Origin of the sequence: Oceaniglobus roseus, from assembly GCF_002869745.1 — a bacterium.
Lineage (GTDB): Bacteria > Pseudomonadota > Alphaproteobacteria > Rhodobacterales > Rhodobacteraceae > Oceaniglobus > Oceaniglobus roseus.
Genome location: NZ_PNOS01000004.1, coordinates 24,942 through 46,435, shown reverse-complemented (window position 1 = coordinate 46,435; position 21,494 = coordinate 24,942). Strand labels below are relative to the sequence as shown.

Below are 21,494 nucleotides of genomic sequence, written 5' to 3'. Positions count from 1 at the left end.
ACCCCGTCACGTCCGCTTCTTCAGGAAGGCCCGCGCGTTCGCCGCGCCGACCGCACCCGACACCAGCGCCGCGACGACGAACCGCCACCAGGCGCCGCCGTCCCACCAGGACAGGCTCGCGATCAACCCCAGCACAACCGCGGCGCCGATGATGACGCTGCGGGCGAACCGGCGGCTTTCCGGGGGACGGATCGGGTCGAGTTCGCTCACCCGACCGACCCTTCGAGGCTGATCGCCACCAGCTGCTGCGCCTCCATGGCGAACTCCATCGGCAGCGCCTGCAGCACTTCCTTGCAGAAGCCGTTGACGACCAGCGCCACCGCCTCCTCCTCGTCCATGCCGCGCGAGCGGCAGTAGAACAGCTGATCGTCGTCCACCTTCGACGTCGTCGCCTCGTGTTCCACCCGGGACGAGTTGTTGCGCACCTCGATGTAAGGCACCGTATGCGCCCCGCACCTGTCGCCGATCAGCAGGCTGTCGCACTGGGTGTAGTTGCGCGAATTCTTCGCCTTCGGGTGCATCGACACGAGCCCGCGATAGGTGTTCTGCGCCTGTCCCGCCGAAATCCCCTTCGACACGATCCGGCTCTTCGTCCGCTTGCCGAGGTGGACCATCTTCGTCCCCGTGTCGGCCTGCTGGAAGTTGTTGGTGATCGCGATCGAATAGAACTCGCCCTGAGAGTCATCGCCCCGCAGGATGCAGGACGGGTACTTCCACGTCACGGCCGAGCCGGTCTCGACCTGGGTCCACATCACCTTGGACCGGTCGCCGCGGCAGTCCGCGCGCTTGGTCACGAAGTTGTAGATCCCGCCCTTGCCATTCTCGTCACCGGGATACCAGTTCTGCACCGTCGAATACTTCACCTCAGCATCGTCCAGCGCCACGATCTCGACCACCGCCGCGTGCAGCTGCACTGTGTCGCGCATCGGCGCGGTGCAGCCTTCGAGATAGGAGACGTAAGCCTCCTTGTCGCAGATGATCAGCGTGCGCTCGAACTGGCCGGTGTTCTCGGCGTTGATCCGGAAATAGGTGCTCAGCTCCATCGGGCAGCGCACCCCCGGCGGAACGTAGACGAACGAGCCGTCCGAGAACACGGCGCTGTTCAGCGTCGCGAAGAAGTTGTCCGACGCGGGCACGACCGAGCCGAGATACTTCCTCACCAGCTCCGGATGCTCGCGGATCGCCTCGGAGATCGAGCAGAAGATGACGCCCGCCTTCTTCAGCTCCTTCTGGAACGTGGTGCCGACGGAGACCGAATCGAAGACGGCATCCACCGCGACCTTGCGGTTCTCGTCCGCTTCCTCGGCGCCCTCCACGCCCGCGAGGATCATCTGCTCCTTCAGCGGAATCCCCAGCTTCTTGTAGGTCTCCAGAAGCTTCGGATCGACCTCGTCCAGCGATTTCGGCTTGGTCTCCATGGACTTCGGCCGGGCGTAGTAGAACTGCTCCTGGTAGTCGACCCTGGGGTAATTGACCATCGACCAGTCCGGCTCGTCCATCTGCTGCCAGCGGCGGAACGCCTCCAGCCGCCACTCGGTCATCCACTCGGGCTCCTGGTTCTTGGCCGAGATCAGCCGCACGATGTCCTCGCTCAGGCCCTTCGGCGCGAAGTCCATCTCGATCTCGGTGTTCCAGCCGTACTTGTACTTGCCGGACAGGCTCTTCACCGCCTCGACGGTCTCGCGGTCCACGCCGTCCTTCACCTCGGTGTCCAAAGCGTTCATGTCCTACTCCTCTCGCGGCCGGTCCGGCCGGATCCCTGTCTCTTCACGTCTCAGGCCGCGCGGGCCCGGAATTTACTCTCCTGCGCGCCCCACGCCTCGGCGAAGCGCTCGACGTCCTGCCGCCGCGTCAGCGGCCCCAGCGACACGCGGATCGCGCTCGCCGCGGCGACGTCGTCCAGTCCCATGGCGGCCAGCACCCGGCTGGCGCGCACCTTGCCGCTGGAACAGGCCGAGCCCGCCGAGACGGCGAACCCCGCCAGGTCCATCGCCATCACCTGCGTCTCGCCCTTCCAGCCGGGGGTGGCGAAACAGCTGGTGTTGGGCAGCCGGGGCAGGCTTCCGTCTTTCCCGACAAAAATAGTCTTGTTCGCGGAAGACACCAACCCCGTTTCTAGAATATTTCTAAGTTCCGCAACCCGCTCCCACACGCCGTCCGCCAGATCCCGTGCCGCCGCTTCGGCCGCGGCGCCCATCCCGGCGATCCCGACGACGTTCTCGGTGCCCGAGCGCCGCCCCATCTCCTGCCCGCCGCCGCGGATCTGCGCCGCCACGTCGAGACCCCGGCGCAGCAGCAGCGCCCCCACGCCCTTCGGCCCGCCGAACTTGTGGGCCGAGACGATGGCGGCATCGGCCCCCGTCCACTCGAAGGCGAAAGGCACCTTGCCGAAGGCCTGCGTCGCATCGACGAAGGCCAGCCCCTCGGGCAGGTCCTGCATCACCCCGGTCTCGGAATTGGCCAGCTGCAACGCCGTGCGCGCCGGATCGGTGACGGCGACGCGCCCCTCCGCGTCCACCGCCAGTGCGCCGTCGCACCAGGCCGCCACCGCCTCGTGCTCCACCGGGGCGCAGGACAGTCTCCGCCCCGCCAGCCCGAGGGCCGCGCCCTCGGTCGCCGAGGAGACGAACACGATGTCCGAGGCCTCCGCCCCGCAGGCCGCCGCCACCTGCGCCCGCGCCCGCTCGATCACGGCCTTCGCCGCGCGCCCCTCGCCATGGACCGAGGACGGGTTGCCGACGACATCCATCGCCGCCACCATCGCCGCCCGCGCCTCCGGTCTGAGGGGCGTCGTCGCGTTCCAGTCGAGATAGACCCGCTCCCTCACGCGATGGCCCCCATCTTTGCTTCCGAAATATCCTCGGGGGAGGCGGCGCAGCCGCCGCGGGGGCAGACAGCCCCCGGCCGGCCCGCAGGGCCGGCATCCCGGCCCGACACCCTCATGCCCCGTCCACCACCGTGAAGAGCCCCGGCACGGCAGGACAGGGCGCCAGCCCGTTCGTCACCACCTCGGCCAGCGTCACCTGGTGCAGGAAGACATAGACATGGGCCGAAAGGCTCTCCCACAGCCGGTTCGTCAGCGACTGCGCCCGCGTGCCCGACAGCCCGCCCGAGGCGCCGGCCCCCGTGTGCATCGCGCTCACCGTCTCCTCGACGGCAAGCAGCACGTCGGCGACCCGGATCTCCTCGGCCGCGCGCGCGAGGCGATAGCCGCCGCCGGGCCCGCGCACCGACTCGACCAGCCCCGCCCGGCGGAGCTTGACGAACAGCTGCTCGAGATAGGGCAGCGAGATGTGCTGGCGTTTCGACAATTCGCTCAGCGGCACCAGCCTGCCCGGTCCCGCCAGTGCGAGATCGCTGAGCGCGACCATCGCATACCGCCCCTTGGTGCTGAGTTTCACCGGCCCGATCCCCTTCGCGCCCCCGAAAGGACAGTTGACGATGGGGGGCGGGACGCTTACCTCGGCACAGTGCAAGGCCCCGCAGCCCCAGCAGATTAGAACAGTTCTAAGGTGCCGTGCCGCCCCCGTCAAGAAGACGCCCGGCGCCGGACCGCAACCCGTCAGGGAGACATATGCCCGAGGTAATCTTTCCCGGACCGGAAGGGCGGCTCGAAGGCCGCTACCATCCCCAGAAGAAATCCGACGCCCCCATCGCGATCATCCTGCACCCGCATCCGCAGTTCGGCGGGACGATGAACAACCGTGTCGTCTACAACCTCCACTACGCCTTCCACGCCATGGGCTTCACCGTGCTCAGGTTCAACTTCCGCGGCGTCGGGCGCTCGCAGGGCGAATACGACCAGGGCATCGGCGAGCTGTCCGATGCCGCCTCGGCCCTCGACTACCTCCAGTCGATGAACCAGAACGCCAAGCATTGCTGGGTCGCGGGATTCTCCTTCGGCGCCTGGATCGGGATGCAGCTCCTGATGCGCCGCCCCGAGATCACCGGCTTCATCAGCGTGAGCCCGCCCGCCAACATGTACGACTTCTCGTTCCTCGCCCCCTGCCCGGCTTCCGGCCTCATCATCAATGGCACCGCCGACCGCGTGGCGCCGCCCCGCGACACCGCGGCGCTGGTCGACAAGCTGCACGAGCAGAAGGGGATCACCATCACCCACACCCAGATCGAAGGCGCGGGCCACTTCTTCGAGGATCCGCACATGGAACAGATGATCGGCGACGTCGAGACCTATGTCCGCCGCCGCCTCACCGAGAGCACGCGATAGAGCCCCCAAGCCGGGCAGATGCAGGAGGCCAGCCGATGGACATGAACACCCTCACCGACCGCTACACCGTGTCGGGTCAGATCGCGCCGCAGGACATGGCGGCGCTCAGGGCCGCCGGGTTCACGATGGTGATCTGCAACCGCCCCGACAGCGAGGTCACGGCGGCCGAGGACCACGAGGCGATGCGCGGCGCGGCCGAGGCCGAGGGACTCGCCTTCGTCTACAACCCCGTCGCGGGCAGCGGCATGACCGCCGACAACGTCGCCGCGCAGGGCGAAGCCGTCGCCGCCGCCACGGGTCCTGTCTTCGCCTACTGCCGCTCCGGCACCCGCTCCACCTTCGTCTGGGCGATGAGCCAGGCCGGCCGGGTCCCCGCGGAAGAGCTGATAGCGGCCGCCGCCCGGGGCGGCTACTCGATCGAACCCCTTCGCCCGCAGCTCGAGGCCGCCGAACGGCGCTGACGCCACCGGATCCCCGTCGACCGTCCCCTCCGCGCGGCGCAATTTTCCTCGAGGAAAATTGTCCGGTTTCCTCGAGGAAACCGGATCCCCGCCCCCCGATCCGGTGCCGGGCCGACCGGCCCGTCGAATGGTTACGCGCATCGCCCCGGGCGCTCGCTTGCCCCGGCCGCTCCGCGCCCCCGATTTCCTCGAGGAAATCGGACTGGTTTCTTCGAAGAAACCAGTCCCTCCCGAACCGTCACGCCATCGCCGGGACAAGCCGGGCGCAGCGCGGACGCCCCGCGGCACCGGGCCTTCGCGCGGTGTTCCGTCGCGCTCAGGGGCGACCGCGCAGCTGCGGCGGCGCCGGGCTCGGGTCGAGGGTTTCGAGCAGGATCGCCTTCATCCCGCCGCTCTGGCCGAGACGGCCGCGGGCCATGACGGCGCCGGTGCATCCCGCAAGCTCGACCTGCGACAGGGCCCGCGGGTCAATCTCCAGCAGATCCCCGGGCGCCAGCGCCGTCACCTCCTCCACTGGCAGGCGCAGCCGCGCAAGGATCGCCCTCAGATCGGCGTGGCTCTTCATCAGGTGCTGCGACAGGTCCTCCGACCAGGCGCGGCGGTCCTCGGAGCGCAGGGCGTCGGGCACCTCCAGCTCGGGGGGCAGAAGGATGCGCAACCGGCCCTCGCGCCCCGATCCGTCGAGCTCCATCCGGCATTCGACCAGGCGGTGCGGCTCGTCGCGCAGGGCCAGCGCCATGGCATCGGCACCGGCGGCCAGGGTCGCGAAGCGCAGGCCGGTGGCGGTCGCCACCCCGTCCAGTCCGCTCGCCCGCGCCTCGAACTCCTTCAGCACCCGGTCCAGCGGGTCGGCGACGAGCGCCGCATCGGTCGGCGTCGGGACCCGGGGCACGGCCGCGCGCCCCAGCACCCGGCCCATGGTCTGCACCTCGGTGATCGCGGCCATGAGCTGCACGTCGAGCACCGCCGCACCGAAGCCCCAGGGCCCTTCCAGAAGCAGCGTCAGATCCCCCTGCTCCACCAGTTCGGGGATCTCCGCCGGGGCGACCTCGCACGTGGCATGGCCGACGAAGCGCAGGGTCAGGCCGATCGCCGCGGACAGGCCGCGGGTCAGCGCAAGCCGCCAGGCCCGTTCCACGGTCATCTCGGCCTTCGGCGCCGCGGGACGCGCCGCGCCCGCCTTGCGCTGTAGGACCGTCCGCACGGCGCCCTCCGTCATCTCTGCTGACCTTCTGACTGCATTGCCCCCTGTCTGCCGCAGCAGTCTTTAGAAATCCTGAAGACCGCCCGGCCCCCTGGCGGTATCCTGCCCCGCGGCTATTCGGCCGCCCGCGCTAGCCTGAGCGGCAGGCTCACCCGGAAGGCCGCGCCGCCCTGTCCGGGCAGGTAGGCGATACGCCCGCCGAGCCGTGCCGTGATCTCGCGGCAGATCGCGAGCCCCAGCCCGGCGCCGCCCGCCGCGCGGGTGTCGCCGAGGCGGCTGAACTTCTCGAAGATCACGGACTGGCTGGCGGGCGGGATCCCCGCCCCGTTGTCGGTGAAATCGACGCTGACGCCCTCCGCTCCGCGGGAAACCGAGATCCGCAGCACCGGCTGGTCCGCCGTGCAGTATTTCTCGCTGTTCGAGATCAGGTTGATGAACACCTGCGCCAGCCGGTCGGGATCGGTCAGCAGCATCACCCGCTCGCCCTCCGCCCGCCGCTCGATCCTCAGGCGGCCCTCGCGGCTCTGCGCCGCCGCCACGGCGCGGTCCAGCACCTCGGACAGCGACACGAGGCTCTCGTGCAGCGTCACCTGGCCGTTCTCCAGCACCGACAGGTCGAGGAGGTCGTCGAGCAGCCGGGTCAGGCGGCGCGTCTCGTCGTGGATGATGCCGGAATAGCGCGCCCGGTCCGCCGCGGCCATGCCGGGATCGTCGCGCAGGATCTCGGAGAAGGCGCGGATCGAGGTCATGGGCGTCCTCAGCTCGTGGCTGATCTGGGAGAGGAAGGCGTCCTTCTGGATCGAAAGCTGGGTCAGCTTGTCGTTCGCCTCGCGCAGCTGGCGGGCGGTGCGGCCCAGCTCCTCGGACTTCGCTTCCAGCTGGTTCGAATATTCCATCATCTGCGCCGTCTCGTCGGCCACGCGCATCAGTTCTTCCACCGACACCGCCCCGCCGCCGGTGATCTGGCCCAGCATCGCATGGGCCGTCGCGGCGCCGACGGATCCCGCCAGCTCGCGTTCCAGCCGTTCGAGGAAGTCCGATGTCACGTCCGGCAGGTAGCCCTCCTTCCCCTGCCCGCGTGCGGCCGCCTGGAACAGCGCCTGCGCCTCGGCCGCGCCGAGGATGCGCTGGGTCATCATCAGCAGGTCCTCGGCCTCGACCGCCGTGGGCGACCAGCCCCGCGCCCCCGCGCTGTGACGGAAGACGTTGACGAACTCGGCCCCCTGGAGACGTTCCAGCGGCCCCGGGAAGCTCAGCAGCGACGCGCCGACGAAGGCCAGCGCGTTCAGACCCAGCGACCACAGCGCGGCATGGACGACGGGATCGAGCCCGGCGATCCCGAACAGCGCCTGCGCCCTGAGCCAGCCGATGCCGAAGGGCCCCTCGGTCAGGACCGACACCGGCAGCGCGGCCCCGGGCCCGAAGCTCGGCAGCAGCAGGGAATAGACCCAGACCGCGAAGCCCAGCGTCAGACCCGCCGCCGCCCCCATCCGCGTCGCCCCGCGCCAGTAGAGCCCGCCGATCAGCGCGGGCAGCACCTGCGCGAGGCCGACGAAGGCGATCAGACCGATGGCCGCCAGCGCCTCGCCCCCGCCCGACATCCGGAAATAGAGATAGCCGAGACCCAGCACCGCCGCGATGGACAGCCGCCGCGACAGCAGCACCACGTCCCGCACGTCGCCCGACAGCGTCGCCTCGCCGCGCCGCGCGCTCAGCCAGATCGGCATGACGATGTGGTTCGACACCATGGTCGACAGCGCGATGGCCGCGACGATCACCATGGAGGTGGCCGAGGAGAAGCCGCCGAGGAAGGCCAGCATCGCCAGCCCCTCCTGCCGAAAGGCCAGCGGCACGGTCAGCACGAACAGGTCGGGGTTGGCGCCCTCGGGCAGCACGGCAAGGCCGACGACGGCGATGGGCACCACGAACAGGCTCATCAGGAACAGGTAGAGCGGGAAGGCCCAGGAGGCGGTGGCGAGGTGCTTCTCGTCCGAGTTCTCGACCACCGTCACCTGGAACATCCGCGGCAGGCAGACGAAGGCGGCGCCCGCCAGCGCCGTCAGCGTCACCCAGCGGCCCTGCTCCATCTGCCAGTCCGCGATCGGGCTCGCCTCGATCATCGCATGGATGCCGACCGGACCCCCGGCGACGCCCCAGACCACGAAGATCCCGACGGCGAGGAGCGCGACGAGCTTCACCACCGCCTCCAGCGCGATGGCGGTGACCACGCCGTGGTGGCGTTCGTTCACGTCGAGGTTGCGGGTGCCGAAGACGATGGTGAACAGCGTCAGCCCCGCCGCCACCCAGAGCGCGGTCGCACCGAGGCTTCCGGCCCCCTCCGCCCCCTGGGCCGCGCCGGTGAAGACCGAGAAGGACAGGGTCACCGACTGGAGCTGGAGCGCGATGTAGGGCGTGGTGCCGACCACGGCGAGCAGCGTGACCAGCATCCCCAGCAGCGACGACTTGCCGTAGCGCGACGAGATCAGGTCGGCGATCGAGGTGATCCGCTGGGTCCGCCCGATCCTGACCAGCTTGCGCAGGAAGGCCCACCAGCCGACGATCACCAGCGTCGGACCGAGGTAGATCGTCACGAACTCGAGCCCCGAGCGCGCGGCATAGCCGACCGCGCCGTAGAAGGTCCAGGCTGTGCAGTAGATCGACAGCGACAGGGTATAGACGAGGGGCGAGCGCAGCACGCCGAGCCGCCCCGCCTCGGCCCTCCGTTCGGCAAGGAAGGCGACTGCGAAAAGCAGCGCCACGTAGACGAGGCAGGCCGCGACAAGCAGGTTGAAGGAGAGCGTCATCTCGGGCCGCCGGGCCGCTCCACCGGCCCCTCGCTGCGGCTGAGCGGGCGCGCCATCGCCGCCGCCGCCAGGATCAGCAGGGTCCAGACGCCGAAGACGTACAGCCCGCCGTTCGCGGTTCCCGGCCGCTCGGGCGCGCCGGCGGTCACGGCGGCGCCGCCGTCCATCGGCGCGGTCTCGGCCGGGCCGCTGCGCGCGTCGAGCCCGGCGAACCACAGCATCGGCACCATGAACAGCACCGCACCCAGCACCGGCAGCACCCGCGCCGCGTCCATCAGCCGACGCCGCCGGTAGGTCTGCCGTTCCAGGAACACCGGCTCGCGCGGGGGGGCCATGGACGCCGCCTCAGCCCGCGCCGAGGCCTGCGAGATCGCGCAGGCAGGCCAGCACCTCTGCATTGGCGAAGGGCTTGGTCATGAAGCGGTCCGCCCCCAGCCGCTCGGCCATCTCGCGGTCGGCGCGCTGGCCGCGTGCGGTCAGCATCAGCACCGGGATCGCCGCCAGACCCGCGTCGGCCCGGAGGTCGCGCAGGATGTCGAAGCCCGAGCGGTTGGGCAGCATCGCGTCCAGCACGATCACGTCGGGCCGCCGCCGCGCCACCGCGTCCAGCGCCGTCGCCCCGTTGGCATGGGTGTCCACCGCCCAGCCCTCCCGCGTCAGGATGTACCTCACCGCCTCGATGATGTTCGGTTCGTCCTCGATCAGCAGCACGCGCTTGACCATGCCGTCTCCTCCCCCCGGCGCCCGGCCTTTTGACCTTGTGCGCATGGGAAAACTATGGCCCCCGCGGCACGGGCTGTCAAAGGCTCCGCCGACCCCGCGTCAGCCGACGATCGACGGCTCGCGGCGCCCGGCGCAGCCCGCGCGCGGGCAGATGCGGCAGGTGACGCCCACGGGGCGCGCCGCCTCTTCCGTGCCGCCGGCGGGCAGGATCAGCATCGACGCCTCCACCACCGGCGGGCTGCCGAAGCCGCCGGGGTGGTCCATCCGCGACTGCGCGAAGGTCAGGAACCGCTGCGGCAGCCGCCCCGCCGTCTCGACCACGGTGCGCAGAGGCACGAAGGGCTGTCCGAGGCTCTGGTAGAGCGGCCAGAGCGCGCAGCCCGCCCCGAAGCGCGGCACCTCGAACCCCGGCACGGGCTTGCGGAAGGTCAGGCTGCCCGACGCGTCGCAGACGAGAAGGCCCACGGGCTGGCCCCCGACCCCCTCGGGCAGGGCGGCGAGCCTGCGGAACACGCGGCCGAGATCCGCGCCCAGTTCGCCCGCCAGCGCCGCCGGATCGGGGCCCGCACGCTCCAGCGCCGCGCGCAGCCGGGACAGCGGAACGGCCTCGGCATCCGCGCGCACCTGCGCGGCATGGGCCGCGATCAGCCGCGCGGCCGCGCTCCCGACGCGACCGGGATCGGCCAGCGGCTGCCCCGCCTCCACCTCCGCCAGGTGGAAGCCGCGCGCCGCCAGCCAGGCCTCGAAGGTCTCCTGCGGCACTACCGGCGCGCGCTCCTCGTCCTCCCGCGCGTCGAGATAGGCGACGAGCGACTGCGCCCGCTCGGCCAGCTTCTGGCTGTCCTCGTGCAGGTTCCTGTGGAACCGCGCCTGCCACTCGGCATCCACCGCCCCCTCGCCCGCGAGGATGGCCGAGGTCGAGCGGATCGCGGTCACGCTCGACAGCACGTCGTGTAGCGCGGCCGACAGGTGCGGGTCGTGGGTGATCCGGTCGTTCAGCGTCTGCACCGTCCGCTCCAGCGCCGCGATGCGCCGCGCCTGCGCCGCGGCCAGCGCCGCCCAGCCGGGGAAGCGGCCCGCGAAATCCTCCGCCCGCTCCAGATCCGCCGCGCCGCCCTGCCCCGCCGCGGCGTCGCGCAACCCGTCGAGCAGCGCCCCCTCCGCCCCCTCGGCAAGCGCCGCAGCGTCCGTCTCCAGCGCCCGCGCGATGGCGCTCAGCAGCTTGCCTGCGACCTGTCGGCGGTTGTGCTCGATGAGGTTCAGGTAGGAGGCCGAGATCCCGAGCCTGCGCGCGAGGTCCGCCTGCCGCATCCCGAGGTCGAGGCGGCGCGCGCGGATCCGGCTGCCCGCCAGCCGCATCCCCCCTTTCGCCAAATCTGCCGTCTTTTCAGACACTTTCTGCACCGCGCCGAAAATTAGTTTACAAGCCATCCTGCTGTCTTGTGCATTTCTTGACAAGATAATTGTTTGCCCTGAGGCACTTGTTGCGAAATTTTCGGACCGGCCGCATTCTTGCCGCAGTCCTGTAAAAGGACCGGCGCCTCCCCGGCACATCCGGGGCAGCGCGGACATAAGTCAACGCATTCTGGGAGGAACCGTATGACGAAATCCAACTTCACGAGACGCGGTCTGCTGAAGACCGGCACGGCGGCGGGCGCCGGCCTTGCCATGCCCACGATCTTCACCTCGAAGGTCTGGGGCGCCGCCCACACCGGCTTCACCAACGCGCCCCAGGGCGACACCGTGACGCTCGGCTTCAACGTGCCCCAGTCCGGCCCCTATGCCGACGAGGGCGCGGACGAGCTGCGCGCGTTCCAGCTGGCGGTCGAGCACCTGAACGGCGAGGGCGACGGCGGCATGATGCAGACCTTCAGCAGCAAGACGCTGGAAGGCAACGGCATCATGGGCAAGAAGGTCCAGTTCGTCTCGGGCGACACCCAGACGAAATCGGACGCGGCCCGCGCCTCGGCCAAGTCGATGATCGAGAAGGACGGCGCGATCATGATCTCCGGCGGCTCGTCCTCGGGCGTGGCCGTGGCCGTGCAGGCGCTCTGCCAGGAGGCCGGGATCATCTTCATGGCCGGCCTGACCCACGCCAACGACACCACCGGCAAGGACAAGAAGGCCAACGGGTTCCGCCACTTCTTCAACTCCTACATGTCCGGCGCGGCGCTGGCGCCGATCCTCGCCAAGGAATACGGCAAGGACCGCAAGGCCTATCACCTGACCGCCGACTACAACTGGGGCTACACGACCGAGCAGGCGATCCGCGAATCGACCGAGGCGCTCGGCTGGGAAACCGTGAACTCGGTCCTGACGCCGCTGACCCAGACCGACTTCTCGTCCTACATCGCGCCGGTGCTGAACTCGGGCGCAGATGTGCTGGTCCTGAACCACTACGGCGGAAACATGGTCAACTCGCTGACCAACGCCGTGCAGTTCGGCCTGCGCGAGGCCACCGCCAACGGCAAGAAGTTCGAGATCGTCGTGCCGCTCTACTCCGAGCTGATGGCCCGCGGTGCGGGCAAGAACATCGCCGGCATCCTCGGCTCGCAGAACTGGGACTGGAAGCTCGAGAACGAGAAGGGCGCGCGCTACACCGGCACCAATGCCTTCGTGAAGTCCTTCGGCGAGAAGTACGGCTTCCCCCCGAGCCAGGCGGCGCACACCTGCTACGTGCAGACCCTGCTTTATGCCGACGCGGTGAACCGCGCGGGCAGCTTCAACCCCTGCGCCGTGGTCGAGGCCCTGGAAGGGTTCGAGTTCGACGGCATGGGCAACGGCCCGACCCTCTACCGCGCCGAGGACCACCAGTGCTTCAAGGACGTGGTCGTGGTGCGCGGCAAGGAGAACCCGGAGAACGAGTTCGACCTCGTGGAGATCGTCGAGGTCACGCCGGTGGACCAGGTCACCTATCCGCCCGACCACCCGCAGTTCGCGGGCGGTGCGCTGGGCGAGTGCAACCCCGGCGCCTGAGCCGGACCGCAGACCAAACCGGACATCCGGCTGTAACCGACCATCCGCGCGCCCCCCGACCGGGGCGCGCGTGACCCATCTGCTGCGTCGCGCGCGGCCCCTCTCCCTGCCCGGACACGGGCCAATCGAAAGGCGGAACGGACATGGACGCCCTCATCCTGCAAATCCTGAACGGCCTCGACAAGGGCAGCGCCTATGCGCTGATCGCACTGGGCCTCACGCTGATCTTCGGCACCCTCGGTGTCGTCAACTTCGCCCACGGCGCGCTGTTCATGCTCGGCGCCTTCTGCGCGGTGACGCTGAACCGGATCCTGACCCTCAGCCACACCGTGGTCGACGAGAGCCGCACCGACTTCCTCGGCAATCCGATGAAGGTCGACGTGCCCTACCTGTTCGACATCGTCGGCCCCGACACGGGCGCGAAGCTGATCGAATGGTCGGTGCCGCTGTCGATCCTGTTCGCGATCCCGGTGATGATCCTGATCGGCGTCGTGATGGAGCGCGGGCTGATCAAGCACTTCTACAAACGTCCCCACGCCGACCAGATCCTCGTCACCTTCGGCCTCGCCATCGTGCTGCAGGAGGTCGTCAAGTACTTCTACGGCGCCAACCCGATCCCGACGCCCGCACCCTCGGCCTTCTCCGGCTCCTTCGACTTCGGCGTGCTGCTCGGCTTCGATCCCTACGTGATCATTTATCCCTACTGGCGGCTCGTCTACTTCGCCTTCGCCATGGTCGTGATCGCCGCCGTCTTCGCCTTCCTCCAGTTCTCGACCTTCGGGATGGTGGTCCGGGCCGGCATGGCCGACCGCGAGACGGTAGGCCTGCTCGGCATCAACATCGACCGCCGCTTCACCATCATGTTCGGCATCGCCGCCGCGGTCGCGGGGCTGGCCGGGGTGATGTACACGCCGATCAACCCGCCGAACTACCACATGGGCATGGATTTCCTGGTGCTCAGCTTCGTCGTGGTGGTCGTCGGCGGCATGGGCTCGCTGCCCGGCGCGGTGCTGGCGGGCTTCCTGCTCGGCATCCTCGAAAGCCTCGCCTCCATGGGCTGGGTCATCGACCTGATCCCCGGCATCAACCAGATCATCATCTACCTCGTCGCCATCGTCGTCCTCCTGACCCGCCCGCGCGGCCTGATGGGACGCAAGGGCGTGATGGAGGACTAATCCATGACCGACCACACCACCGATCCCCGCACGGCCGCCAGCGCCCGTCCCGCCACCGCCAGCCACGCCACCGAGACGGCCTTCCTGGGCCTCGGGCCCAAGGATTTCCGGCTGCTGCTGATCGTCATCGCGCTGACGATGCTGGCGCCGTTCCTGCTGAACCCGTTTCCCGCGGGATCCGAGCTGGCGCAGTTCAACGCGGGCTATCCCGACCTGATGCAGCGGTTCGTGATCTTCGGCATCTTCGCCATCGGCTTCAACATCCTGTTCGGCCTCACCGGCTACCTCTCCTTCGGCCACGCGGCCTTCCTCGGGGTCGGCTCCTATGCCGCGATCTGGATGATGAAGCTTCTCACGATGAACGTGATCCCGGCGATCGTGCTGTCGGTGATCGTCGCGGGCATCTTCGCGCTGCTCGTCGGCTTCATCTCGCTGCGCCGCTCGGGCATCTACTTCTCGATCCTGACGCTGGCCTTCGCGCAGATGTCCTATGCGCTCGCCTATTCGGTGCTGACCCCGATCACCGGGGGCGAGACCGGGCTCCAGGCCAAGATCAACGATCCGCGCATCCTCGACCCCGGCGCGGGCCAGAGCCTCGGCCGCGCCAACCTCTTCGGTCTCGAGATGGGCAGCAGCTACAACCTCCAGATCGGCGACTGGTCGTTCACCTTCAACGCGGGCTACTACCTGGCCGCCATCGTCATGCTCGTCGGCTTCTACCTCGCGATCCGGCTGTTCCGCTCGCCCTTCGGCATGATGCTGCGGGCGGTGAAGTCGAACCAGCAGCGGATGAACTACACCGGCCTGAACTCCCGCCCCTACACGCTGGCCGCCTTCGTGATCTCGGGGATGTATGCCGGGCTGGCCGGTGGCCTGATGGTCGCCATGGACACCCAGGTGGGCCCCGAGCGGATGTTCTGGACCGCCTCCGGCGAGGTGGTGCTGATGACGATCCTCGGCGGCGCAGGCACCCTGATCGGCCCGGTGCTGGGCGCGGGCATGATCAAGTACATGGAAAACATCGTCTCCAAGATCAACGACAACATCCTGCACCAGTGGTTCTCGTTCCTGCCCGACGGGCTGGAGGATGCGCTGGTCGCCATCGTCTATCCCTTCATCGGCAAGGGCTGGAACCTGACGCTCGGCATCGTCTTCATGCTGGTCGTGATCTTCCTGCCCGGCGGCCTCGTGCAGGGCGGACAGAAGGTGGCCCGGCTGTTCCGCCGCAACAACCGCAAGGGCGGCGGCGCCGAATCCGAGGCCGCCAAGAAGCAACCCGCCGAATAAGGACCGGAGCCATGGGAATCCTCGAAGTCAAGAACGTGGGCAAGCGGTTCGGCGGGCTGAAGGCGCTCGACAACGTCAACCTCTCGGTCCAGGAGAACACGGTCCACGCGATCATCGGGCCGAACGGGGCGGGCAAGTCGACGCTGCTGAACTGCCTGATCGGCAAGCTGATCCCCGACACCGGCAGCGTCATGTTCGACGGCCAGTCGGTACTGGGCAGGAAGCCCCACGAGATCAACCAGATGGGCATCAGCCGGGTGTTCCAGACGCCCGAGATCTTCGGCGACCTGACGGTGTTCGAGAACGTGATGATCCCGATCTTCGCCCGGCGCGACGGCGCCTTCGCGCTCCACGCCTTCAAGCAGGTGATGAACGACCGCGACATCCGCGAGCGGACCGAGGCGATGCTGGCCGACGTCAACATGCTGGACAAGCGCGACGCCCATGCCGCGTCGCTGTCGCGGGGCGACAAGCGGCGGCTGGAGATGGCGATGTGCCTCAGCCAGCAGCCGAAGCTCCTGCTGCTGGACGAACCGACCGCGGGCATGGCCCGCGCCGACACCAACAACACCATCGACCTTCTGAAGGAGATCAAGGCCAAGCGCGACATCACGATGTGCATCATCGAGCACGACATGCACGTCGTCTTCTCGCTGGCCGAGCGGATCACCGTCCTGGCCCAGGGCACGCCGCTCGTCGAGGATGTTCCCGACAACATCAAGGGGCATCCGAAGGTCCGCGAAGCTTATCTGGGGACGGCACACTGATGGAACAGGCACTGAACGAACTGCGCGACGCCCGCCGCAAGGAAGCCGCCCGTGGCAAGGACAGCCACGCCCCGGCCTTCCTGTCGGTCTGGAACATCGAGGCCTATTACGGCGAAAGCTACATCGTCCAGGACGTGAGCTTCAACATCCACGAGGGCGAGATCCTCGCGCTTCTCGGCCGCAACGGCGCGGGCAAGACGACCACGCTGCGCACCCTCGCCCGCCTCGACAAGCCCGAACTGCGCGGCGGCGAGATCTGGCTGGACCACCAGCCGCTGCACAAGATGAAGTCGCACGAGGCCTCGGCGGCGGGCATCGCGCTGGTGCCCGAGGACCGGCGCATCATCCCGGGCCTCACGGTCGAGGAGAACCTGAAGCTGGCCCAGATCGCGCCCCCCGTGGGCTGGTCGATCGAGCGGGTCTACGGCCTGTTCCCCCGCCTCGGCGAGCGGCGGAAGCAGGAGGGCGTGACGCTCTCGGGGGGCGAGCAGCAGATGCTCGCCATCGCCCGCGCGCTCTGCCGCGACATCAAGGTGCTGCTGTTGGACGAGCCTTACGAGGGCCTTGCGCCGGTCATCGTGCAGGAGATCGCCAAGACCCTGAACGTCATCCGCGACCAGGGCATCACCACGGTGATCGTGGAACAGAATGCCGTTGCCGCGCTTAAACTTGCGGACCGCGCGGTGATCCTCGATACCGGGTCCGTCGTCTATGACGGCTCGGCGCAGGAGGTGCTCGACAACGAGAAGCTGCGCGCCGAATACCTCGCCATCTGAGACCCGCATGGGGGCGCATGCCGTGCCCCGCACAGGGTCCGAAGCGTTCACGACCGGGAGGACACCATGACCGACACCACCTATCCGCCATCCGAGGCCTTCGCCGCCGCGTCCCACGCCGACCGCGCGACCTATGACCGGATGTATGCCGACAGCATCGCGGTCCCCGAGGCCTTCTGGGGCGAGCAGGGCAAGCGGATCGACTGGATCAAGCCCTATTCGCGGGTCAAGGACGTGTCGTTCCAGCCCGGCGCCGTGGCGATCAAGTGGTACGAGGACGGCACGCTGAACGTCGCCGCCAACTGCATCGACCGCCACCTGAAGGACCGCGCCGACCAGACCGCGATCATCTGGGAGCCGGACGACCCCAAGGACGAGCCGCAGCACATCACCTATCGGCAGCTCCACGCCCATGTCTGCAAGTTCGCCAACGTCCTGAAGGAGATGGGTGTGCAGCGCGGCGACCGCGTCGTGCTCTACATGCCGATGATCCCCCAGGCGGCCTATGCCATGCTCGCCTGTGCGCGGATCGGCGCGATCCACTCGGTCGTCTTCGCAGGCTTCTCCCCCGATGCGCTGGCCGCGCGCATCAACGGCTCGACCGCCCGCGTGGTGATCACCGCCGACGGCGCGCCCCGGGGCGGCAAGGTCACCAACCTGAAGGACAACGTCAACAAGGCGCTGCTGAACGTGCTGCACGACGTGAAATGCCTCTGCGTGAAGCGCACCGGCCAGCAGATCGCCTGGCGCCCCGAGGGCGATTTCTGGCTGCACGAGATGGAGGACGGCGTCGGGACCGACTGCCCGCCGGAAGAGATGCGCGCCGAGGATCCGCTGTTCATCCTCTACACCTCGGGCTCGACCGGCCAGCCCAAGGGCGTCGTCCACACCTCGGGCGGCTACCTCGTCTATGCCGCGATGACCCACCAGTACACCTTCGACTACCACGACGGCGACGTGTTCTGGTGCACCGCCGATGTCGGCTGGGTGACGGGCCACAGCTATATCGTCTACGGACCCCTCGCGAACGGCGCGACGACGCTGATGTTCGAAGGCGTGCCCACCTGGCCCGATGCCGGCCGCTGCTGGGCCACGGTCGAGCGCCACAAGGTCGCGCAGTTCTACACCGCCCCGACCGCGATCCGCGCGCTGATGGGCCAGGGCAAGGAGTTCGTCGAGAAATACGACCTCTCCTCGCTCAAGGTCCTCGGCACCGTGGGCGAGCCGATCAATCCCGAGGCCTGGAACTGGTACAACACCGTCGTCGGCAAGTGCGAGCGGCCCATCGTCGACACCTGGTGGCAGACCGAGACCGGCGGCCACCTCCTGACCCCGTTGCCCGGCGCCATCGCGACCAAGCCCGGCTCGGCCACCCTGCCCTTCTTCGGGATCGAACCCGTGGTGCTCGATCCCACCTCCGGGCAGGAGATCGAGGGCAACCCGGCCGAGGGCGTCCTCTGCATCAAGTCCAGCTGGCCGGGCCAGATGCGCACCGTCTACGGCGATCACGAGCGGTTCGAGAAGACGTATTTCTCCGACTACAAGGGCATGTACTTCACCGGCGACGGCTGCAAGCGCGACGCCGACGGCTACTACTGGATCACCGGCCGGGTCGACGACGTGCTGAACGTCTCGGGCCACCGCATGGGCACGGCCGAGATCGAAAGCGCCCTCGTCGCCCACGAGGCCGTGGCCGAGGCCGCCGTCGTCGGCTACCCGCACAAGGTCAAGGGCCAGGGCATCTATGCCTATGTCACGCTGATGAACGGGGTCGAGCCGTCGGACGCGCTGCGCAAGGAACTCGAGACCTTCGTGCGCTCCGAGATCGGCCCGATCGCCAAGCCCGACCTGATCCAGTGGGCACCGGGCCTGCCCAAGACACGTTCGGGCAAGATCATGCGCCGGATCCTCAGGAAGATCGCCGAGAACGACCACGGCAGCCTCGGCGACACCTCCACCCTGGCCGACCCGGCCGTGGTCGAGGACCTGGTCGAGAACCGCATGAACCGCGACTGAGACCGGTTCTCACCCCCGGATCCCCGGACCTGTTCCGGGGATCCGAAGCGCCAGACGGCCGCCACGAAGGCCGCGTCCGCTCAAGCCGATACTGAAAACCGCACGGCGCCCACCAGGGTTCCGCGGTTTTTCCGCCTATCGCCACCTTGCCCCGAAAATGCCGCCAGGCATGTCCCAGGACATCCAAGACGCGGTTTTTCCCGGCGAATTCCGCATCTGATCGGAACCCGACCGCGCTCCCAGACTTGTGAAGGCAACACAGTCACAGAACGGAGCCTACCATGTTCGACACCCGGAAAACCCTTCTCGCCGCGACGTCGGTCATCGCCCTCGCCGCCGGTCCCGTCTTCGCCGAAAGCCACGTGACGGTCGACGACACCAACGCGTCCCAGGCCGCCGAATCCGCCGACAACGCGATGGACAGCGCCGGCAACGCGCTGGAGAACGCGGGCGAGGCGACCGAGAACGCCGCCGAGGACGCGGCCCAAGCCACCGGCAACGCGCTGGAGAATGCCGGCGAAGCGACCGAGAACGCGGCCGAGGATGCCGCCGAGGCCACCGAGAACACCGCCGAAGATGCCGCACAGGCCACCGAGAACGCCGCCGAGGCCACCGGTGATGCGGTCGAGAATGCGGCCGAATCCACTGCCGCCGCCACCGCCAGCCTCGGCGACAAGATCGAGGCCGAGTTCGCCGACATCGCCGACCGTCCAATCGGCGACCTGACCGGCACCGACGTCGCCACCGCCAACGGCGACGAGGTCGGCGAGATCGACGACTTCGCGATGCAGGACGGCAAGCTGGTCGCCCTCGTCGGCATCGGCGGCTTCCTCGGCCTCGGCGAGCATGACGTCGCCCTCGACCTGTCGCGCATGAGCTGGAACGCCGAGGAAGAGGAGTTCGTCGTCAACGGCTACACCGAGGACGAGCTGAAGGAACTGCCGCAGTACGACAAGGACGCGGTCCAGATCCTCGACGACGACGCCGTGACGCTGAAGGCGGCCGCGACCGAGACCATGTAAGCCTCCCCGCCGCCGCACCGGAATCACCGGTGCGGCGCCTCCGACACAGGGGACGGGAAAAGGCGCGCCACCGACGGGCGCGCCTTTTCATTTTCTTGGCCAGGAAGGGTCGACGCGGCTCCTAGCTGCCGAGCGCCTTGTCGGTCACGGCATGGGTGAAGGCGCCCTCAGGCTCCTTGGTGATCACCGGATCCGAACCGCCGCCCAGCAGCGTCTCGACCGTGCGCTGGTAATCCGCCTCGTCCAGCGACCCGTCCGACCCCGCCGTCAGCTTCGCCACCTCGCGCATCATGCGCTTCTGGTGCTCCTCGGTCTGCGCGCCGGTCTCGTCGTTCTCCAGCACGATCTCCGCCGCCTCGTCCGGGTTCTCCTCGGCGTATTTCCAGCCCTTCATCGAGGCCTTCACGAAGCGCGCCATCTCGTCCACGAAGGCGGGATCCTCCAGCCGGTCCTCGAGCACGTAAAGCCCGTCCTCCAGCGTCGCGACCCCCTGGTCCTCGTACTTGAAGGTCACCAGCTGCTCGGGCGTGATCCCGGCGTCGATCACCTGCCAGTACTCGTTGTAGGTCATGGTCGAGATGCAGTCGGCCTGCTTCTGGAGCAGCGGATCGACGTTGAAGCCCTGCTTCAGCACCGTCACCCCGCCGTCGGATCCGTCGGTCGGAATGCCGAGCTGGCTCATCCAGGACAGGAACGGATACTCGTTGCCGAAGAACCAGACCCCGAGCGTCCGGCCCGGGAAATCCTCGGGCGACTTCACCCCTGTCTCGGCCAGGCAGGTCAGCATCATGCCCGAGGACTTGAACGGCTGGGCGATGTTGACCAGCGGCAGCCCCTTCTCCCGCGCGGCGAGCGCCGAGGGCATCCAGTCCACCACTACGTCGGCACCGCCCCCCGCCAGCACCTGCGTCGGCGCGATGTCGGGGCCGCCCGGCTTGATCGTGACGTTCAGCCCCTCCTCCTCGTAGAACCCCTTCTCCTGGGCGACGTAATAGCCCGCGAACTGCGCCTGGGTCACCCATTTCAACTGCAGCGTCACGTCGTCGGCCGCCCGGGCCGCCCCGCCGCCCAGCATGGCGAAGGCCAGCGCCGCACTCATCACCTTGGTCATCGGTCGTACTCCCTGTCGGTTGTCATTTTCGTTGCGACGGATGCCAGAAGGTCACCCGCCGTTCGGCCAGGGCGAGGGCGCCATAGAAGGCCGACCCCGCCACGGCCGCCACCGCAATCTCGGCCCAAACCATGTCGAGCGCCAGACGCCCGACCTCGGTCGAGATGCGGAATCCCATGCCCCTGATCGGAGAGCCGAAAAATTCGGCAACGATGGCGCCGATCAGCGCCAGCGTCGTCGCGATCTTCAGCCCGTTGAAGACGAAGGGCATCGCCGCGGGCAGCCGCAGCTTCAGAAGCGTCTGCCCGTAGGACGCGCCGTAGGTGCGCATCAGGTCCCGCTGCATCGCCCCGCTCGCCGCCAGCCCCGCGACCGTGTTCACCAGCACCGGGAAGAACACCATGACGACGACCACCGCCGCCTTGCTCTGCCAGTCGAAGCCGAACCACATGACGAGGATCGGCGCCGTCCCGACGATCGGCAGCGCCGCAACGAAGTTGCCGACCGGCAGCAGCCCCCGCTGCAGGAAGGGCGAACGGTCGATCAGCACGGCCACCGCCACCGCCGCCCCGCAGCCCAGGACATATCCCGTCAGCGCCCCCTTGAAGAAGGTCTGCACCAGATCCCCCCAGAGCAGCGGCAGGTTCGCCCCGATCGCCGCGGCGATGGCGCTCGGCGCGGGCAGGATCACGCCCGGCACTCCGAACAGCCGCACCACCATCTCCCAGAGCAGCAGCAGCGTCAGCCCGAAGATCGCGGGCACCGCCAGCCGCACCGCGCGCCCGCCCCGCGCAGCCAGCCAGGCGTTCAACGCCCAGAGCCCGCCCCAGACGGCGAGGACCAGGGCAAGGCCAAAAACGCCGCTCACACCCCTCCCCCCATCTTTGCTTTCCAAATATCCTGGGGGGCAAGGGGGCAAAGCCCCCATGCGGCCCGCAGGGCCG

General features: G+C 68.7%; 20 protein-coding genes. 9 read left to right on the top strand and 11 right to left on the bottom strand.

All coding sequences use genetic code 11. From position 1 onward, the window contains the following. Window positions 1–6 precede the first annotated feature (6 nt). The 4 genes from A7B20_RS03425 to iscR form a co-directional block, all read right to left on the bottom strand. Window positions 7–210, bottom strand: coding sequence for a hypothetical protein (locus A7B20_RS03425; RefSeq protein WP_102107156.1), 204 nt, complete (start codon window positions 208–210; stop codon window positions 7–9). Further along, window positions 207–1,724, bottom strand: coding sequence for a Fe-S cluster assembly protein SufB (gene sufB, locus A7B20_RS03420; RefSeq protein WP_102107155.1), 1,518 nt, complete (start codon window positions 1,722–1,724; stop codon window positions 207–209). The genes A7B20_RS03425 and sufB overlap by 4 nt, the downstream gene beginning before the upstream one ends. 50 nt (window positions 1,725–1,774) lie before the next feature. Next, window positions 1,775–2,827, bottom strand: coding sequence for a cysteine desulfurase family protein (locus A7B20_RS03415; RefSeq protein WP_102107154.1), 1,053 nt, complete (start codon window positions 2,825–2,827; stop codon window positions 1,775–1,777). 112 nt (window positions 2,828–2,939) lie between these two features. Next, a complete protein-coding gene (gene iscR / locus A7B20_RS03410; RefSeq protein ID WP_102107153.1) occupies window positions 2,940–3,401 on the bottom strand; it encodes a Fe-S cluster assembly transcriptional regulator IscR in 462 nt (153 codons plus the stop codon). 173 nt (window positions 3,402–3,574) lie between these two features. Between iscR and A7B20_RS03405 the strand changes: the two genes are divergently transcribed. After that, entirely contained in the window at window positions 3,575–4,228 is a 654-nt protein-coding gene (locus A7B20_RS03405; protein ID WP_102107152.1) for an alpha/beta hydrolase, read from the top strand. 35 nt (window positions 4,229–4,263) lie between these two features. After that, window positions 4,264–4,689 (top strand): protein tyrosine phosphatase family protein, encoded by a 426-nt coding sequence (locus A7B20_RS03400; protein ID WP_102107151.1) that lies wholly within the window; start codon window positions 4,264–4,266, stop codon window positions 4,687–4,689. A 316-nt stretch (window positions 4,690–5,005) separates the two neighbouring features. On the opposite strand, the gene A7B20_RS03395 is transcribed toward A7B20_RS03400, so the two are convergent. The 5 genes from A7B20_RS03395 to A7B20_RS03375 all read right to left on the bottom strand — a co-directional run bounded on the left by A7B20_RS03395 (window position 5,006) and on the right by A7B20_RS03375 (window position 10,779). Then, window positions 5,006–5,893 (bottom strand): FliM/FliN family flagellar motor switch protein, encoded by an 888-nt coding sequence (locus A7B20_RS03395; protein WP_157937589.1) that lies wholly within the window; start codon window positions 5,891–5,893, stop codon window positions 5,006–5,008. A gap of 113 nt (window positions 5,894–6,006) precedes the next feature. After that, window positions 6,007–8,697 carry an ATP-binding protein gene (locus A7B20_RS03390; protein ID WP_102107149.1) on the bottom strand — a complete coding sequence of 897 codons (2,691 nt, stop codon included), beginning with the start codon at window positions 8,695–8,697 and terminating at the stop codon, window positions 6,007–6,009. Further along, window positions 8,694–9,032, bottom strand: coding sequence for a hypothetical protein (locus tag A7B20_RS03385; RefSeq protein ID WP_102107148.1), 339 nt, complete (start codon window positions 9,030–9,032; stop codon window positions 8,694–8,696). The genes A7B20_RS03390 and A7B20_RS03385 overlap by 4 nt, the downstream gene beginning before the upstream one ends. A 10-nt stretch (window positions 9,033–9,042) precedes the next feature. Further along, a complete protein-coding gene (locus A7B20_RS03380) occupies window positions 9,043–9,420 on the bottom strand; it encodes a response regulator transcription factor (protein WP_102107147.1) in 378 nt (125 codons plus the stop codon). 99 nt (window positions 9,421–9,519) lie between these two features. Next, window positions 9,520–10,779, bottom strand: coding sequence for an XRE family transcriptional regulator (locus A7B20_RS03375; RefSeq protein WP_102107146.1), 1,260 nt, complete (start codon window positions 10,777–10,779; stop codon window positions 9,520–9,522). 240 nt (window positions 10,780–11,019) lie between these two features. Between A7B20_RS03375 and A7B20_RS03370 the strand changes: the two genes are divergently transcribed. The 7 genes from A7B20_RS03370 (at window position 11,020) to A7B20_RS03340 (ending at window position 19,439) form a co-directional block, all read left to right on the top strand. Then, window positions 11,020–12,396, top strand: a complete 1,377-nt coding sequence (locus A7B20_RS03370; RefSeq protein ID WP_102107145.1) for a substrate-binding protein — start codon at window positions 11,020–11,022, stop codon at window positions 12,394–12,396. A gap of 143 nt (window positions 12,397–12,539) precedes the next feature. Further along, window positions 12,540–13,571 (top strand): branched-chain amino acid ABC transporter permease, encoded by a 1,032-nt coding sequence (locus A7B20_RS03365; RefSeq protein WP_102107144.1) that lies wholly within the window; start codon window positions 12,540–12,542, stop codon window positions 13,569–13,571. A 138-nt stretch (window positions 13,572–13,709) separates the two neighbouring features. Then, window positions 13,710–14,858 (top strand): branched-chain amino acid ABC transporter permease, encoded by a 1,149-nt coding sequence (locus A7B20_RS03360; protein ID WP_245866523.1) that lies wholly within the window; start codon window positions 13,710–13,712, stop codon window positions 14,856–14,858. A gap of 11 nt (window positions 14,859–14,869) precedes the next feature. After that, complete coding sequence (locus A7B20_RS03355; RefSeq protein ID WP_102107142.1) at window positions 14,870–15,625, top strand: ABC transporter ATP-binding protein; 756 nt, start codon at window positions 14,870–14,872, stop codon at window positions 15,623–15,625. After that, on the top strand, window positions 15,625–16,401 hold the full coding sequence (locus A7B20_RS03350) for an ABC transporter ATP-binding protein (protein WP_102107141.1): 777 nt from the start codon (window positions 15,625–15,627) through the stop codon (window positions 16,399–16,401). The genes A7B20_RS03355 and A7B20_RS03350 overlap by 1 nt, the downstream gene beginning before the upstream one ends. A 66-nt stretch (window positions 16,402–16,467) precedes the next feature. Next, window positions 16,468–18,417: an acetate--CoA ligase gene (gene acs, locus A7B20_RS03345; protein ID WP_102107140.1), complete on the top strand. Its 1,950-nt coding sequence runs from the start codon at window positions 16,468–16,470 to the stop codon at window positions 18,415–18,417. A 281-nt stretch (window positions 18,418–18,698) separates the two neighbouring features. Further along, window positions 18,699–19,439, top strand: coding sequence for a PRC-barrel domain-containing protein (locus tag A7B20_RS03340; protein ID WP_102107139.1), 741 nt, complete (start codon window positions 18,699–18,701; stop codon window positions 19,437–19,439). A 121-nt stretch (window positions 19,440–19,560) separates the two neighbouring features. On the opposite strand, the gene A7B20_RS03335 is transcribed toward A7B20_RS03340, so the two are convergent. Continuing rightward, complete coding sequence (locus tag A7B20_RS03335) at window positions 19,561–20,538, bottom strand: ABC transporter substrate-binding protein (RefSeq protein WP_425437119.1); 978 nt, start codon at window positions 20,536–20,538, stop codon at window positions 19,561–19,563. A gap of 34 nt (window positions 20,539–20,572) precedes the next feature. Then, window positions 20,573–21,418 (bottom strand): ABC transporter permease, encoded by an 846-nt coding sequence (locus tag A7B20_RS03330; protein ID WP_425437118.1) that lies wholly within the window; start codon window positions 21,416–21,418, stop codon window positions 20,573–20,575. Window positions 21,419–21,494 lie beyond the last annotated feature (76 nt).